General features: G+C 65.1%; 13 protein-coding genes and 1 tRNA gene. 5 read left to right on the plus strand and 9 right to left on the minus strand.

Translation table 11 applies throughout. The features are described from left to right. The first annotated feature begins 59 nt into the window (after positions 1 to 59). The gene (gene nhaA, locus E3T51_RS02795; protein WP_134527233.1) at positions 60 to 1,430 is read left to right on the plus strand and encodes a Na+/H+ antiporter NhaA; all 1,371 of its coding nucleotides are present in this window, start codon (positions 60 to 62) and stop codon (positions 1,428 to 1,430) included. A 164-nt stretch (positions 1,431 to 1,594) separates the two neighbouring features. On the opposite strand, the gene mfd is transcribed toward nhaA, so the two are convergent. Genes mfd through E3T51_RS02810 form a run of 3 tightly spaced genes read right to left on the minus strand, consistent with a single transcriptional unit; the run spans position 1,595 to position 6,514 of the window. After that, the gene (mfd, locus tag E3T51_RS02800) at positions 1,595 to 5,224 is read right to left on the minus strand and encodes a transcription-repair coupling factor (RefSeq protein WP_134527236.1); all 3,630 of its coding nucleotides are present in this window, start codon (positions 5,222 to 5,224) and stop codon (positions 1,595 to 1,597) included. A 37-nt stretch (positions 5,225 to 5,261) separates the two neighbouring features. After that, positions 5,262 to 5,846: an aminoacyl-tRNA hydrolase gene (pth, locus tag E3T51_RS02805; protein WP_134527239.1), complete on the minus strand. Its 585-nt coding sequence runs from the start codon at positions 5,844 to 5,846 to the stop codon at positions 5,262 to 5,264. A 56-nt stretch (positions 5,847 to 5,902) separates the two neighbouring features. After that, positions 5,903 to 6,514 carry a 50S ribosomal protein L25/general stress protein Ctc gene (locus tag E3T51_RS02810; protein ID WP_104193058.1) on the minus strand — a complete coding sequence of 204 codons (612 nt, stop codon included), beginning with the start codon at positions 6,512 to 6,514 and terminating at the stop codon, positions 5,903 to 5,905. A 270-nt stretch (positions 6,515 to 6,784) separates the two neighbouring features. Here E3T51_RS02810 and E3T51_RS02815 point away from each other — a divergent pair, with 270 nt between their 5' ends. Then, positions 6,785 to 7,498 carry a FadR/GntR family transcriptional regulator gene (locus E3T51_RS02815; RefSeq protein ID WP_134527242.1) on the plus strand — a complete coding sequence of 238 codons (714 nt, stop codon included), beginning with the start codon at positions 6,785 to 6,787 and terminating at the stop codon, positions 7,496 to 7,498. Positions 7,499 to 7,535: 37 nt separating this feature from the next. Here the strand turns inward: E3T51_RS02815 and E3T51_RS02820 are convergent, their stop codons facing one another. Both E3T51_RS02820 and E3T51_RS02825 read right to left on the minus strand, forming a co-directional pair. Then, complete coding sequence (locus E3T51_RS02820; protein ID WP_174844555.1) at positions 7,536 to 8,936, minus strand: GntP family permease; 1,401 nt, start codon at positions 8,934 to 8,936, stop codon at positions 7,536 to 7,538. Further along, positions 8,936 to 9,448 (minus strand): gluconokinase, encoded by a 513-nt coding sequence (locus E3T51_RS02825; protein WP_241989138.1) that lies wholly within the window; start codon positions 9,446 to 9,448, stop codon positions 8,936 to 8,938. The genes E3T51_RS02820 and E3T51_RS02825 overlap by 1 nt, the downstream gene beginning before the upstream one ends. 197 nt (positions 9,449 to 9,645) lie before the next feature. Here E3T51_RS02825 and gndA point away from each other — a divergent pair, with 197 nt between their 5' ends. Both gndA and E3T51_RS02835 read left to right on the plus strand, forming a co-directional pair. Beyond that, entirely contained in the window at positions 9,646 to 11,103 is a 1,458-nt protein-coding gene (gene gndA / locus E3T51_RS02830; RefSeq protein WP_134527248.1) for an NADP-dependent phosphogluconate dehydrogenase, read from the plus strand. A gap of 115 nt (positions 11,104 to 11,218) precedes the next feature. Beyond that, positions 11,219 to 11,584 (plus strand): hypothetical protein, encoded by a 366-nt coding sequence (locus E3T51_RS02835; RefSeq protein WP_134527251.1) that lies wholly within the window; start codon positions 11,219 to 11,221, stop codon positions 11,582 to 11,584. A gap of 356 nt (positions 11,585 to 11,940) precedes the next feature. Here E3T51_RS02835 and E3T51_RS02840 read toward each other — a convergent pair whose 3' ends face one another. The 3 genes from E3T51_RS02840 to E3T51_RS02850 all read right to left on the minus strand — a co-directional run bounded on the left by E3T51_RS02840 (position 11,941) and on the right by E3T51_RS02850 (position 14,472). Continuing rightward, positions 11,941 to 12,918: a ribose-phosphate diphosphokinase gene (locus E3T51_RS02840; protein ID WP_134527253.1), complete on the minus strand. Its 978-nt coding sequence runs from the start codon at positions 12,916 to 12,918 to the stop codon at positions 11,941 to 11,943. Continuing rightward, complete coding sequence (gene glmU, locus E3T51_RS02845) at positions 12,919 to 14,370, minus strand: bifunctional UDP-N-acetylglucosamine diphosphorylase/glucosamine-1-phosphate N-acetyltransferase GlmU (protein ID WP_134527256.1); 1,452 nt, start codon at positions 14,368 to 14,370, stop codon at positions 12,919 to 12,921. Positions 14,371 to 14,400: 30 nt separating this feature from the next. Next, positions 14,401 to 14,472, minus strand: a tRNA-Gln gene (locus E3T51_RS02850). 121 nt (positions 14,473 to 14,593) lie between these two features. Here E3T51_RS02850 and E3T51_RS02855 point away from each other — a divergent pair. Further along, positions 14,594 to 15,085: a MarR family winged helix-turn-helix transcriptional regulator gene (locus E3T51_RS02855; protein ID WP_134527258.1), complete on the plus strand. Its 492-nt coding sequence runs from the start codon at positions 14,594 to 14,596 to the stop codon at positions 15,083 to 15,085. Between the two features lie 5 nt (positions 15,086 to 15,090). On the opposite strand, the gene E3T51_RS02860 is transcribed toward E3T51_RS02855, so the two are convergent. Further along, on the minus strand, positions 15,091 to 15,750 hold the full coding sequence (locus E3T51_RS02860) for a methionine ABC transporter permease (RefSeq protein ID WP_134527261.1): 660 nt from the start codon (positions 15,748 to 15,750) through the stop codon (positions 15,091 to 15,093). Position 15,751: the final 1 nt, after the last annotated feature.

Consider the following 15,751-nt stretch of genomic DNA (forward strand, 5'->3'; position numbering starts at 1 on the left):
TGAGTCGGGAAGTCTGGTCGGCACATCATGAGCGCGCCGGAAAAACCAGAGGATTTATTATGACCGAACCATTCCGCCAGCCCACGCCCAAATCGGCCCCGTCCACCGCCACCATTCTGCGCCGCGGCAGTCATAGCGAAGTCGTGCGCATCTCCAGTATTTTGCGCAAAGAAACCGTCGGCGGTGCCATTTTGCTGGCTGCGACCGTGGCCGCCCTGATCATGGCCAACTCTGGCTTCGCGGACGCGTACTACTCATTGCGCGACTACAGAATCGGTTACGAGCCGTGGCATCTGGAACTGAGCCTCGGCGCGTGGGCGGCCGACGGCCTGCTGGCGATCTTCTTCTTTCTCGCTGGCCTCGAACTGAAGCGTGAATTCGTCGCGGGCGATCTGCGCAGCGTGAGCCGTGCCATCGTTCCCGTAGCCGCCGCGGTCGGTGGCGTGATCGTCCCGGCCCTTATCTATGTGCTGATCAACCTTGACTCGGGCGCCGAAACACTGCGCGGCTGGGCAATTCCCACCGCGACCGACATTGCGTTTGCCGTTGCCGTTCTCGCCGTTATTGGGTCGAAGCTTCCGCCGGCGCTGCGCATCTTTCTGCTGACTCTCGCCGTGGTCGACGATTTGCTTGCCATCACGATCATCGCCTTCTTTTACACGGACGACATCTCCGTTCTGCCGCTCGTGCTGGCCCTGGTCCTGATCGCGCTGTTCTGGCTGTTGACCCACAAATTCTCCTACTTCTTCGGCACCAGAGCGTGGTCGGCGTGGCTGATATTGCTGCCTCTCGGCTTCATTGTCTGGGCGCTCGTGCACGGTTCTGGCGTGCACGCGACCGTAGCTGGCGTACTTCTCGGCTTTGCCGTGCCGGTGCTGCGCAGCAAGCGCGGCGGCGGGCCCGATGCAGGGCCCGGTCTGGCCGAAACGCTGGAACATCGCGTCCGTCCGCTGTCCAGCGGACTCGCGATACCGGTGTTCGCCTTCTTCTCCGCCGGCGTCACCATCGGCGGCGCCGACGGCCTGTATCGGGCGCTCACCGATCCGGTCGCGGTCGGTATCGTTGTCGCTCTCGTCGTTGGCAAGCCGATCGGTGTGTTGCTCGCGACCTTCATTGTGACCAAGACCACGAAGGCGGCGCTCGACCCCGATCTGTCGTGGATCGACGTCACCGGCGTCGCCGTGCTGGCCGGTGTCGGTTTCACCGTGTCGCTGCTGATCAGCGAGCTTGCTTTCGGCCAGGGCAGCCCGCACGACGACCACGCCAAGGTAGCCATTTTGGTCGGTTCGCTCCTCGCCGCACTCCTGGCCACGGTGATCCTGCGTTTACGCAATCGCCACTATGGGCGCATCGCCGAGAAGGAGGCCATCGACAGCGACGACGACGGCATTCCGGATGTCTACCAGCCGGAACAGGAGTCGAAAGCCTAAGCAGAGCACCACCTGCACTGCGCGGGATCTGCGCCATTACGCGGGAATTCCTGTCTGGCCAGAACTCCCGCGCCACGCGACGCGCTAGACCTGCGCCAGTACGCGGGAGTTCGGCCTCCCGCGTACTGGCGCAACACCCGCGCACCGCGAAGAGGGCTCTGCGGTTAGGCCGGCCCGGCAACTGCCGGAATGGCCGGCGGGAAAATGGCGGCCAGCAGCGTCTTGGTCCACTCGATCAGGGCGTTGTCATCGAGCGGTTCACCGTTCGGGCGCGGCATCGGCACACTGAGTGCGCCGGTGGCGGACACGTACCGCGAGCCGGGGTACATCCGCTGCAGGCGCACCTGAATCGAATCGGCCAGGTCGGCCGGCGCGACGCGCAGGTTCGAGCCCATGGCCACGACCTCGCTGAGCTTCGCCTGCTGGGCCTGCCAGCGCAGCCGCGATACGGCCACGAGGTTCTGCACCGGAACGGGCGGTTCGCCGTAGCGGTCGGTGAGCTCGTCGAGCACGAGGTCGATCTGATCATCGGTCGCCGTGGGCGCACTCGCGCTGGAGAGCTTCTGGTAGGCCTCGAGGCGCAACCGTTCACTGTCGACGAAGTCGTGCGGAATGTGCGCGTCGACGGGCAACTCCAGCCGCAGCTCGGTCTGCCCCTCAGCGACATCGCCGCGGAAGGTGCTCACGGCCTCACCGATCATGCGCAGGTACAGGTCGAAGCCCACACCGGCGATATGGCCGGCCTGCTCGCCGCCGAGCAGGTTGCCGGCGCCGCGAATCTCGAGGTCCTTGAGGGCCACCTGCATGCCGGCGCCGAGTTCGTTGTTGGCGGCGATGGTGGCGAGCCGGTCGTGGGCGGTCTCCGACAGCGGCTTGTTCTCGTCGTACAGAAAGTAGGCGTAGGCCCGTTCGCGGCCGCGCCCGACCCGGCCGCGCAGCTGGTGCAGCTGGCTCAGGCCGAACTTGTCGGCCCGGTCGATGATGATGGTGTTGGCGTTGTTGATGTCGAGGCCGGTCTCGATGATCGTGGTGCAGACCAGAATGTCGAACTTGCGCTCCCAGAAATCACCGACGACCTGCTCCAGCTGCGCCTCCGGCAACTGCCCGTGTGCGATCGCGATGCGCGCCTCCGGCACCAGTTCGGCGAGCTGCGTGGCGATGCGGTTGATGGTCGTGACCCGGTTGTGCACGAAAAAGATCTGGCCCTCGCGCAGCAACTCCCGGCGGATGGCGGCGGCCACCTGCCGCTGCGAATACGGACCCACAAAGGTCAGGATGGGGTGCCGGTCTTCGGGCGGGGTGGCCAGGGTCGACATTTCACGGATGCCGGTGACCGCCATCTCGAGCGACCGTGGGATGGGCGTCGCGCTCATCGCGAGAATATCGACGTTGGTCTTGAGCTTCTTCAGCGCGTCTTTGTGCTCGACGCCGAAGCGCTGCTCCTCGTCGATGATGACCAGGCCGAGGTCTTTGAAGATGATCGACGGTGACAGCAAGCGGTGCGTGCCGATGACGACGTCGACGGTGCCGTCGAGCATGCCGGCGATGGTTTCGCGCGCTTCCTTGTCGGTTTGGAATCGTGACAGGGCGCGCAGGTGAATCGGGAATCCGGCGAAGCGTTCCTTGAAGGTCTCCATGTGCTGGCTGACCAGCAGGGTGGTCGGCACGAGCATGGCGACCTGCTTGCCGTCTTGCACGGCCTTGAACGCAGCGCGAATGGCCACCTCGGTCTTGCCGAAGCCGACGTCGCCGCTGAGCAGCCGGTCCATTGGAATAGGCCGTTCCATGTCGGCCTTGACCTCGTCGATAGTGGTGAGTTGGTCGGGGGTCTCCACGAAGGGAAATGCCTCTTCAAGCTCACGCTGCCAGGGGGTATCCGGCCCGAAGGCGTGCCCCTTACTGGCCATGCGGGCCGAATACAGTTTGACGAGCTCGACGGCAATATCGCGGACCGCCCTGCGCGCCTTGGTCTTGGCGCTCGACCAGTCGCTGCCGCCCATCTTGCTCAGGGCCGGGGCCTCGCCGCCGACATAGCGGGTGACGAGGTCGAGTTGGTCGGTCGGCACGTACAGCCGGTCGCCGGCGTGCCCACGCTTCGACGGAGCGTACTCCAGCACGAGGTATTCTCGGGTGGTCTTGACCGGGTTGCGGCCGCCGCTTGACACCTCACGCTGCGTCAGTTCGAGAAAACGACCGATGCCGTGCGTCTGGTGCACCACGTGGTCGCCGGCCACGAGCTGCAGCGGGTCAACGACATTCTTGCGGCGGCTGGCGAGCTTCTTGATCTGCCGCTCGGAGTACCCGACGGTGCGCCCATAGAACTCGCTCTCGCTGATCAGCGCGAGCTTGCTCTGCGGCAGCTCAAAACCGTGGTCGACGGATGCCTTCAGCAGGTAGGCGATACCCGGTTCCGGTTCCAGCGGCCATACTTCTACCACCCGCGCCGGCAGCTCGCGCTCGGCGAGCACCTGGGCGGCCCGTTCGACCAGGCCGGCGCCCTGGGCCACTATGCCGACGACCCAGCCGTCATGCAGCCGGGAGGCGACGTGACCCACGGCTCCGTCGACGCTGCCGGCGAAGGTGGGAACGGCATCCGCTTCGATGCGAATGGTGAGCAGTTCGTCCATCTCAAGGTGTTCGGGCAAAACCGGCGCATCGGTCGGTGCGGCCTGGAACGTGCTCAGAGTCCACCAGTTGTGACCGGAGGCCGGCGCGCCAGGGGCCGAGTACTTCACGCTGTCGCGCAGGCGCCCCAGGGTGAGAAAGTCGCCGGATTCTAAGTCGATCGGGGCGTCAGCACCGGCCGTCGCCGCGCTCCAGGCGGCGCCGAGAAACTCACGATTGGTCTCGGCGAGGCTGATCGCCCGGCTCGCGACCCGTTCCGGCGAGATGACGGCGACGGCGGCATTGGTCGGCAGGTAGTGGGTGACGGGCACCAGCCGGTCGACCAGGGCCGGCGCGAGGCTTTCCATGCCCTCGACCGGGATTCCCTCGGCGACCTTCGCGAGCAGACCGGCCAGGCTCGGAAATTCGTGTTGCATTTCGCGGGCGCGTTGCCGCACGGCTGGGCTGAGCAACAGTTCCCGGCTGGGCGGCAGGCTGACGGATTCGACCGGTTCGGGCAGCGACCGCTGGTCGGCCACGCTGAACAGGCGGATCTGCTCGACCTCATCACCGAAGAACTCGACCCGGTAGGGGTGCGAAGCGACCGGCGGAAACACGTCGAGAATTCCACCGCGTACGGCGAACTCGCCGCGCCGGGTGACCATGTCGACACGGGCGTAAGCGAGGTTGACCAACTGCAGCACGATCGCCGCAAGATCGTGGCCGCGGGCGCCGACGGTGAGCTCGATCGGTTCGTAGTCGGTGAGGTTGTCGGCAACGGGTTGCAGGGCCGCCCGTACCGAGGCGACGACGATGAGCGGACGCCGCTTTCCTGGGTCTTGCTCCTGCCATTCGCGCATGCGGCGCAGGGCATGCAGGCGCTTGCCGACGATCTCGGCGCTCGGGCTCAGGCGTTCGTGCGGCAGGGTCTCCCAGGCCGGAAAGTCGATGATTTCGGCGCTCGTGGCGAAGCAGCCAAGGTTTTCACGGATTGCCTCCGACTCGCGGCCGGTCGCGGTGATGACGAACAGGGCCTGCGCATCATCGCGGCGCAGGTTCAGCAGCGCTGCGAGCAGGGCTGCTCGCAGGCCCTCGGTCAGCGAGAAATCCGCGTCCCGGCTCGCGTAGGCGAGGGCGTTGTCGAACGTGGAGGCGCGCGCGAGCGCTGCGATTAAGCCCTGAAGGATCACTGAATGAGTCTACGCACTGGCACCGACAGTGCCGAACTCAAGACGGCGAGTGGAACTTCTGCTGGGCCGCCACGACGCCGTCGGTGGCAATGAGTTCGATCGCGTCGGAGGCATCCGCTATCAGGTTAGGCAGAATGCTGCGCTCGGCGGCAGCGAAATCGTGCAGTACGAAGTCGGCCGGATTCTGGCGGCCGGGCGGGCGCCCAATGCCCATGCGCAGGCGAATGAACTCGTTGCTGCCGGTGGCGGCGATGATGTCGCGCAGGCCGTTGTGGCCGCCGTGACCGCCGCCAACCTTGATCTTGAGCGTGTCAAAGGGCAGGTCGAGATCATCGTGCACGACGATGAGCCGGTTGATGGGCAGCGAGTAGAAGCGCAGCAATGCGGCGACCGGGCTACCGGAGACGTTCATGAACGTAGTGGGCTTGGCCAGCACCAGTTTGGGTCCGGCGGGCGCGAGGCGTCCTTCAACCACGAGGGCGGCCGTTTTGTGACGTTTAAAGTTTGACGCGAGACGGTCGGCGAGCTGTGCGGCCACCATCTGTCCGACGTTGTGCCGGTTGCCGGCGTAGTCGGGCCCGGGGTTGCCAAGCCCGACTACGAGCCACAGGTTCGTGTCCAGGGGATTCCTCCGTGTGCGAGGGCGAAAGCCCAGACGGAACCAGTTGAAAATTACAGCTACGCGGCGGGCGTAGCGGCCGGGGTTCCGGCCGTGATGACCTCGGTCTCGGCCTCTTCTTCATCTTCACCGCGCGGGGTGTGGATGTAGACGACGAGGGCGTCTTCATCAGAGATCAGCGTGGCGCCGGAGGGCAGCGGAACGTCCTTGGCGTGAATCTGGGCGCCGTCTTCGAGGCCTTCGATCGACACGGTGACGTTCTCGGGGATGTCGGTCGCTTCGACCTCGAGCAGCAGGGTCTTGGTATCGAAGTCGGCGATCGTGCCGGGGAAGGACTCGCCCGACATGTGCACCTGAACTTCCACCTGCACCTTTTCGCCCTTGCGCACGACGACGAGGTCGATGTGCTCGATGATGGCCTTCACCGGGTCCTTCTGCACGTCCTTGACCAGCACGAGCTGCTTGGCGCCGGCGATGTCGAGCTCGAGGAGCATGTTGGCGCGACGCAGCAACAGGGCGATGCGGTGGGCGGGCAGCGACACGTGCACCGGCTCGGTGCCGTGGCCGTAAATGACGGCAGGAATCTTGCCGAGCACGCGCAGCTTGCGGGCCGCGCCCTTGCCAAAGCTTTCGCGCAGTTCAGCGGCGACGGCGGTAACTTCTCTAGCCATGGTATTTTCTCCTTGCCGGGCACGATGCCCGAGTTCTGGTACGGACCGAAGCCCGAAAAGTGGGTACTGATTCAACTCGAACGCATGTCAGCGTGAGGAAAAGCCCAAGGCCTCGTCCGCCGCGTCGATAACGGATGCTGCCGGTCCAAGTCTGGCCCGGCAGGATCCCTCGCCGAAGTTCGCTCTCAAGCTTACACAGTTCGGGACGGTACTGCAGCCCGGGCGTGTCGTTCGCTGCGGCTGCGCCTCGCCAGACGTTAGGGTCGGATCATGTCATCGAGCCTGCACAACCGCGTGGTCGACGCGGTGGGCACCCTCATCGTCGACGGCCGCACGCCGACCGGAACGGTCATGCTCTCAGAGCAGATCGAGCGCGCCCAGGGGGTCAGTCGATCGGTCGTGCGCGAGGCGGTGCGCGTGCTCGCGGCGATGGGCCTGGTCGAGTCGGTCAAGCGAGTCGGAATTCGGGTGCGTCCGCAGTCGGGGTGGAATGCGTTCGACCCGGTCCTCATCCGCTGGCGTTTGGCCGGGGCGGGGCGGGGCGCGCAGCTGCGCTCGCTCACCGAGCTGCGGGCATCCGTTGAGCCGATGGCTGCCGAGTTGGCCGCCCAGCACTGCCCGCAGGCGATGTCGGGCGAGCTCATGACCGTGGCGGCGCAGATGCGCACGGTGGGACGTTCCGGAGACCTCGACCGCTTTCTGGCTCTGGACATCCATTTTCACCGCCTTGTGCTGCACGGATCGGGCAATGAAATGTTCGCCAAGCTCGACGAAGTGATCGCCGCCGTACTCTCGGGGCGCACCGGCCTCGGCCTCATGCCTGCCCACCCGCACGAAACCGCGCTGCAGTGGCACGTCGACGTGGCGGACGCCATTCAGGGCGGGCACCCCGTGCGGGCGCGCGAGTCGATGGAACTGATCATGCGGCGCACCATCGCCGAAGTCGAAGAGTCCTGGGCCGACACTGCCCGCATTTTCTTCTAGAGCGCGGGCGGGCGCCGCGCCAACAGATCAGATCAGATCAGAACAGGCTGGCCACGAGGTAAATGGCCGCGGCAATCGTGAAGCCCACGATTCCGACGAGGGCCTGACCGACCGTCCAGGTCTTGAGCGTGGTTTTGGTGTCCATACCGAAGAAGCGGCTGACCAGCCAGAAGCCGGAATCGTTGACGTGCCCAGCGAAGACCGACCCGGCGGCGAGGGCCAGCACGATGGCAGCGAGCTCGATCGGGTTAAACATGGTGTTGCCCATCACAACCGGTTGCAGCAGCGCCGCTGTCGTGGTGAGGGCAACTGTTGCCGACCCCTGAGCGATGCGCACGAGGGCGGCGATCACAAACCCAGCCACGATGACAGGCAGCCCGATTGCGTCAAGCGATTCGGCCAAGGCATTGCCGATGCCGCTGGCACGGAGCACGCCGCCGAACATTCCGCCGGCGCCGGTGATGAGGATGACAGCCGAGACCGGGCCGAGCGCGCTGTCCACAACGGATTCCACGAGAGTGGCCGACTTGCGCTTTTTCCAGCCCAGCAGGGCCATGGCAAGAACCACGGTGATAAGCAGTGCGACCGGAGTCTCGCCGATGGCGCGGAGCACCTGCACCCAGGCGTCGTCGAGGGAGACGAGCCCGGCGGTTGCGGCCATGTTCAGGCCGGTGTTGAGAAAGATCAGTCCGATCGGCAGCAGGAGCAGCGTCATGATGATGCCGACGCGGGGCGCGGAAGCGAACTCGGTGAAGTCACCGGTACTGCCGCGCAGGATGGCGGGCACGGGAATGTCGTACTTGCGACCGACATACCCACCGAACAGGTGGCCGACGACATACCAGGTGGGAAGGGCGACCAAAAGACCGAAGATCAGAACGAGTCCCACATCGGCACCAAGCAGGCCGGTTGCCGCGACGGGCCCCGGGTGCGGCGGCACGAAAATGTGCATGACCGAGAAAGCCACGGCCGACGGAAACGCATACCCGAGGAACGATCCGCCGAGGCGACGGGCTACGGCGAAGATGATCGGCAGCATGACGACGAGGCCGGCGTCGAAAAAGATCGGGAAACCGAGCATGAGCGACGCAACGGCGAGGGCGATCGGCGCGCGCCGTTCTCCAAACCTGGCAATCAGGGCATCCGTCAGTACCTGCGCTCCACCGCTGGTTTCCAGCATCCTGCCAAGCATGGCGCCCAAGCCGACGAGCAGGGCGACCCCGGCCAGGGTGCCGCCGAAGCCTTCAAGCAGGGTGGGCATGAGACGGGCGGTCGGAATGCCGGTGGCGACCGCGGTGAGCAGGCTCACGATGATCAGCGACAGGAACGCGTGCACCTTGAACTTCATGATGAGCACGAGGAGCACCGCGATCGCGCCAGCGGCAACGCCGAGCAGAGCGGGGGTGCCGAGCACCCAGTTCATTTCAAGATCGGTCATCAGTGAGCTAGCCCTTTGTGGATCAAGTCGACGAGTTCGTCGGGAGTATGGATAAGGTCGAAGCGGAGTCCCGCTTCGTCGGCCGCGAGAGGTTCGAGCGCCGCGAATTGCGAGTCGAGCAGTGTGGGTGGCATGTACTCGTGGTTGCGGTGGGTGAGACGCTCCGCGATGAGTTCTTGACTGCCGTAAAGCTCGGCAAAGACCAGGGTCGGCACGAAGGCGCGCAGAAGATCGCGATAGCTGCGCTTGAGCGCGGAGCAGGCGACGACTAGGGGGTCACCGAGTAGAGCGGCGTCCGCTATCGTCTCGGCGATGCGGGTGAGCCAGGGCAGTCGATCCTCATCGGTGAGCGGATGCCCGGACGCCATCTTGGTGCGTGCGGCCACGCTGTGCAGGTCGTCACCGTCGAGAAACCGCAGGCCGCGGGCCTGTGCCAGGGCGAGGCCGACAGTGGATTTACCACACCCTTGAACCCCCATCACGATGATGGGCGTGTAGAAGTGATCAATCATGGTGCTCCTTGGACGGCCGCTGCTTCATTACCTCGGATCACGACGCGACGAGCACGTAATAAATCTGATTACAAGTTGCACGCTAACATTTATATCTGTTTTTATGAAATCGCGTGTGTCCCCCGCTTGTGGGACTAATCAGGCCCGTGCGCTAAACTCGCGGGTGGTCTGTTCAACACAGCCCCGAAGGAGAAAACGTGTCAGAGTCAGGGCAATCACAGGCAAATATCGGTGTCGTCGGTCTGGCGGTGATGGGTTCCAACCTGGCCCGCAACCTCGCTGGCCGCGAAGGAAACACTGTCGCGGTCTACAACCGCTCCCCCGAACGCACCCGTCTGCTCACGACCGAGCACCCGGAGGCGAATTTCGTCGCCTCCGAGAACATCGCCGATTTCGTGGCCACGCTGACCCGCCCGCGCACCGCGATCATCATGGTGCAGGCCGGACGCGGCACCGACGCCGTCATCTCGCAGCTCTCTGAGCTGTTTGAACCCGGCGACATCATCGTCGACGGCGGCAATGCCGACTTCACCGACACCATCCGTCGCGAAAAGGAGCAAAGCGCCAAGGGCATCAACTTCGTCGGCGCCGGCATCTCCGGTGGCGAAGAGGGCGCCCTCAACGGCCCCAGCATCATGCCCGGCGGTTCCGTGGAGGCCTACAAGACCCTCGGCCCCATTCTTGAATCCATCGCTGCCGTCGTCGACGGCGTGCCGTGCGTCACGCACATCGGTACCGACGGCGCCGGCCACTTCGTCAAGATGGTCCACAACGGCATCGAATACGCCGACATGCAGCTCATCGCCGAGGCCTACGATCTGCTCCGCAAGGTCGGCGGACACTCCCCCGAGGCCATCGCCGACGTCTTCACCGACTGGAACGGCGGGGAGCTCAACAGCTACCTGATCGAAATCACCGCGGAGATTCTGCGCCAGGTCGACGCGAAGACCGGCAAGCCGTTCATCGACGTCGTGCTCGACGAGGCCGGGTCCAAGGGAACCGGCGTCTGGACGGTGCAGAATGCCCTCGACCTCGGCGTTCCCGTTGGCGGCATCGCCGAAGCCGTCTTCGCCCGCGCCGTTTCCAGCCACCCGGAGCAGCGTGGACCGGTGCGTGCCAGCATCACCGCCCGACCCGAGCTCGCCGTCGTCGGCCACACCTTTCAGGAAGACGTGCGCCAGGCGCTCTACGCCTCGAAGATCGTCGCGTACGCACAGGGATTCGACGCCATCATCGCCGGTGCGATCAAGTACAACTGGAACATTGACAAGGGCGCCATCGCGACCATCTGGCGCGGCGGCTGCATCATTCGCGCGCAGTTCCTCAACCGCATCGTGGACGCTTACGCCAACGACCCGTCGATCCCGAGCCTGCTCGTCGACCCGTACTTCGCCGAGGCTGTCGCCGCCGGCGAGGCAGCGTGGCGCCGCGTAGTCTCGACCGCGGCGCTCTCTGGCATCCCGGTTCCCGGCTTCGGAGCCAGCCTGAGCTACTTCGACTCGCTGGCAAGTGCACGGCTTCCGGCCGCCCTGGTGCAAGGCCAGCGCGACTTCTTCGGCGCCCACACGTACCACCGCGTCGACATGCCCGGTACCTTCCACACCCTGTGGTCCGGCGACCGCACCGAGATCGTCACTGAGGCGTCTACGCACTGACCATCCGCGCTGCCGGCTGGCAGCATCCGCTCCTACCCTCGGGTGTGAGCGGATGCTGTCGGCCAGTTTTTTCATAGGCCGCTTCACACCAAGCTCTGAAAGACTGGGGGTCCCCATGACTGACAATCACCCCGAGCTTTCCGGCTACGAGCCGAATGAGAATTACCGCCCGCTGCGCGGCAAGCATTTCGCAACCATCTTGCGGGTCGTCGTCGTGCTCGGGTTGATAGCCCTGGTGGTGCCGGGTGTGCTCACGACCATGCGGGTCGCCTCCGACACCGCCGCCAACGCCTGTGCGACCGCAGTGGCCCAGTACTATCCGTTCGCCGTCGACTTCGACGCTCGCTTCGACCTTGCCGGACCCGGCGGGTTCGGCTGGCAGTGCTACGCCATCGACCAGAACGAGCGCGACACCTTCGTGACGTCGCTCGGAATCATTCCCTCGGCGCCGCGCCAGATCACCCCGAGCACCCCCAGCTAGCAAACCCTTGCGCGCTAAGTGGGCGTCCTCGCGCGCTGGGTCGCCGAGCCGTGAGTTTCACTGAGTCCACACCGTCGAGCCGTGAGTCTTGACCCCAAAATGGCGTCAAATCGCTCCCTACTCACGGCTCGGGCATCAAAACTCACCGCTCGGCGAGCGGAACCCTGCGAGGTGCCATTTTCGGCCCCACGCACAGTCCAACGCATAGAAGTGAGGCCGCGCGATCGCGCGCATGTCAGCAAACGGGCGAGAATCGTCCATTCTTGGCGCAGTTGGAGAAGGGCGCAGTTAACGATCGGGAGGCGGCGGCCGCAGCCGACGCCTCCCGAATTCCGCCACTTTTACGACTTAGGGCGCTACGCGGCACCGTCGAACATCGAGGTGACCGAACCCTCGTCAAAGACCTCATGGATGGCGCGGGCCAGCAACGGGGCGATCGGCAGCACCGTGAGAGTCGGAAAGCGCTTCTCCGGCGGGATCGGCAGCGTGTCGGTGACGACCACGGAACTGATGGCCGGGTTCTGCAACATGTCAACGGCCGGGTCGCTGAACACGGCGTGGGTGGCGGCGACGACGACTCCGATGGCGCCGGCCTCGCGGAGGGCCTCTGCGGCCAAGGCGATCGTGCGTCCGGTGTCGATCATGTCGTCGACCAGCAGGCAGACGCGGCCCTCGACCTGGCCGACGATCTCGTGCACAGAGACCCGGTTGGGCACGAGGGGGTCGCGGCGCTTATGGATGATGGCCAGCGGCACTCCGAGGCGGTCGCTCCAGATGTCGGCGACGCGCACGCGGCCCATGTCCGGCGAGACGATGGTGAGGGTGGCCGGGTCGAGCTTCTCGCGAAAGTGCTCGAGCAGCACCGGCATCGCGAACAGGTGGTCAACGGGTCCGTCGAAGAAGCCCTGGATCTGGGCGGCATGCAGGTCGATCGACATGATCCGATCGGCGCCGGCTACCTTGAACAGGTCGGCGACGAGACGGGCCGAGATCGGCTCGCGGCCACGACCCTTCTTGTCCTGCCGGGCGTACGGGTAGAAAGGCGCGACGACGGTAATTCGCTTCGCGGAAGCCCGCTTGAGTGCGTCAACCATGATGAGCTGTTCCATCAGCCATTCATTGATCGGCGCGGTGTGCGACTGGATGACGAAAGCGTCAGAGCCGCGCACGCTCTCGTCGAACCGGGCATACAGTTCGCCGTTGGCGAAAGTGCGTGCATCGGTGTGGAGTAGCTCTGAACCAAGCTCCGTGGCGATGTCGAGAGCGAGCTGCGGGTGCGCTCGCCCCGAAACCAGTACTAATCGTTTCTCGCCGCTGGTCTTGATTTCCGACACCTATTCTCCAGTCTTTTCGCTGCTTGTGAGGCGCAGGCTTGCTGCCGCCGCTGTATCGGCGGCTGTGCCCGGACGGTTGAGGTGAACCCAACCGTCCATGTTGCGTTGCGGGGCCACGTTGATGGCGAGTGCACCGGCCGGAACGCTCTTGCGAACGACTGTGCCAGCCCCTGTATACGCCCCGTCCCCAATTGTAATCGGCGCGACGAACACGTTGTGCGACCCGGTGCGCACGTGCGACCCGATCGCGGAGTGATGTTTGGCCACGCCGTCGTAGTTGGCGAAGATTGTGCCAGCACCGATATTCGACCCCACGCCGACCGTGGCATCGCCAACGTAGCTCAGGTGGGGCACCTTGCTGCCGGCGCCGATCTGCGCGTTCTTAGTCTCGACGAAGGCCCCGATTTTACCGTCAGCGCCGAGCATGGTATTCGGGCGCAGGTACGAAAACGGCCCGACAGACGCGCGCGCCTCGATCACAGCCAATGTTGCGTCCGTGCGATTCACCCGGGCTCCTTCGCCGATCTCGCAGTCGCGCAGGGTGGTGTCGGGTCCGATGATGGCGCCAGTGGCCACCACGGTGGCCCCGACGATCTGGGTACCAGGCAGCAGGGTCACGTCGGGCGCGAGCACAGCCTTCAGATCGATCCAGGTGGTGGCCGGGTCCTGCACGGTCACACCGGCGAGCTGCCAGCCACGCACGATCAGGGCGTTGAGCTTTTGCGCGGTGTCCCCCAGCTGGGCGCGGTCGTTGATGCCGGCCACGATCCAGGCGTCAGCGACGGGAACGGCGCTCACCTCGGAGCCAGCCCGACGCAAAAGTTCGATCACATCGGTGAGGTATTTCTCGCCCTGCGCGTTCGCGGTGGTCAGCTGTGCCAGCTGCTCGCGCAGCGCGGCCAGACCAAACAGGTAGACACCCGCGTTGATCTCGGTGACGGCCAGTTCGGCATCTGTCGCATCTTTTTGCTCAACAATGCGGTCGAACACACCCTCGACCGAGCGGATGATGCGCCCATAGCCGGTCGCATCGTCCGGGTAGGCGGACAGCACGGTTCCCGCCGCTGCGCCCTTGCGGTGGGAGGCGATGAACGAGGCGAGGGTTGCGGCGTTCAACAGCGGCACGTCGCCGTTGATGACGAGCACGTCACCGTCGAAATCGGCGGGGAGGGCGGCGACGGCCTGTTCGACGGCGCGGCCGGTGCCGGGAATCTCATCCTGGTCAACGATGGTGCTTTCGGGCAGGTCTTCGGCCACGACAGCGGCGAGCAGGTCACGCTCGTGCCGCACAACGGTTAGGACATGCGCGGCCTCGAGCGCGCGCGCGGTGGCCAGTACGTGGCTGACGATGGGCACTCCGGCGAGCGGATGCAGCAGCTTCGGCAGGCTGGACTTCATGCGCGTACCCTGGCCGGCGGCCAACACAATGATGGCGAGGCGGGCGTCTGTCACAGGATTCCTAACGCGTAGAGAAAGTGAGGGCTCCGCCACCAGGATTCGAACCTGGACCGAACAACTCCAAAGGTTGCCGTGCTGCCGTTACACTATGGCGGACCATGCTGGCCGGGGCCAGCAACCAGTCAAGTCTGTCAGATTCTGGCGGCCCGCGACGCCGCTGGCACCCTCTCAGACCTTCTGCGCGAAGAAACCCCCGGATAAGCGGGATAATGGAGCAATGCCTGGCCATGATGAAGTCGACCGAATCGTCGATTCGTGGCTGCGTGAACGGCCCGATCTTGATTTTGCACCGCTGCAGGTACTCAGCCGAGTCGCTCGGCTGTCGAAGCACCTCGACCGGGCACGTCGCACGGCCTTCTCCCGCTCAGAGCTCGCATCGTGGGAATTCGATGTGCTCTCGGCCCTGCGCCGGGCGGGCACCCCCTACGAGCTCAGCCCGAAAGCCCTGCTGCAGCAGACCCTCGTTTCCAGCGGCACCATGACGAACCGCATCGACCGTCTCGTCGACCGCGATCTCGTCAAGCGCCGCTCCGCACCCAACGACGGCCGCGGCATCCTTGTGGGTATGACGCCGGCCGGTCTTAGCCGAGTGGATGCCGCCATCACCCGGCTGGTCGACGCCGAAGCCGAGCTGCTTCACACCCTCTCGGTGACCGATCAGGAGCGGCTGGCCGGCCTGCTGCGAAAGCTCAGCCTCGACTTCGACTGACCGCGTTAGCGCCGAAGGGCCTTACGAGCAAGATAGTTACCGAGGAACTGCACGAACTGCACCAGCACGATGATCAGCAGCACGGCCGCCCAGGTCACGATGGGATTGAACTGACGGTAGCCATAGAGCAGCGCAAAATTACCCAGGCCCCCGCCACCGACGTAACCGGCAACGGCCGACATGTCCACGAGCGCGACGAAGATGAACGTGTAGCCGAGAATCAGCGGCCCGAGCGCCTCGGGCAGCAAAACCGTGAAGATGATGCGAATCGGCCCGGCACCGACACTGCGAGCGGCGTCGATCACGCCGGGCGTCACGGTCAGCAGGTTCTGCTCCACGATGCGAGCCATGGCGAAGGAGGCGGCGAGAGCGATCGTGAAGATGATCGCGTTGTTGCCGATGCCGCTGCCGGTGACGGCCCGGGCCAACGGTTGCGCCGCCGCGAGAAAGATGATGAACGGAATCGGGCGGATGAAGTTGACCAGCAGGTTGAGCACGAAGAACAACGGCTTGTTCTCGAGGATGCTGCCAGCCCGGGTCGTGTAGAGCCCGAGACCGACCAGCAGGCCGCCCAGGCCACCGAAGAAGAGGGTCATCGCGACGATGTACAGGGTCTCGTAGGTGGCCGTCCACAGTTCGGGCAGCAGGTCGATGAGTGCATCCATG

The organism is Cryobacterium serini, from assembly GCF_004404025.1.
Classification (GTDB): Bacteria; Actinomycetota; Actinomycetes; order Actinomycetales; family Microbacteriaceae; genus Cryobacterium; species Cryobacterium serini.

Excerpts from the sequence above, each read along its gene's own strand:
- nhaA (WP_134527233.1), top strand. The coding sequence starts at position 60 with ATGACCGAACCATTCCGCCAGCCCACGCCCAAATCGGCCCCGTCCACC.
- E3T51_RS02810 (WP_104193058.1), bottom strand. The coding sequence starts at position 6,514 with ATGGCTAGAGAAGTTACCGCCGTCGCCGCTGAACTGCGCGAAAGCTTT.
- E3T51_RS02815 (WP_134527242.1), top strand. The coding sequence starts at position 6,785 with ATGTCATCGAGCCTGCACAACCGCGTGGTCGACGCGGTGGGCACCCTC.
- E3T51_RS02820 (WP_174844555.1), bottom strand. The coding sequence starts at position 8,936 with ATGACCGATCTTGAAATGAACTGGGTGCTCGGCACCCCCGCTCTGCTC.
- E3T51_RS02825 (WP_241989138.1), bottom strand. The coding sequence starts at position 9,448 with ATGATTGATCACTTCTACACGCCCATCATCGTGATGGGGGTTCAAGGG.
- E3T51_RS02835 (WP_134527251.1), top strand. The coding sequence starts at position 11,219 with ATGACTGACAATCACCCCGAGCTTTCCGGCTACGAGCCGAATGAGAAT.
- E3T51_RS02855 (WP_134527258.1), top strand. The coding sequence starts at position 14,594 with ATGCCTGGCCATGATGAAGTCGACCGAATCGTCGATTCGTGGCTGCGT.
- E3T51_RS02860 (WP_134527261.1), bottom strand. The coding sequence starts at position 15,750 with ATGGATGCACTCATCGACCTGCTGCCCGAACTGTGGACGGCCACCTAC.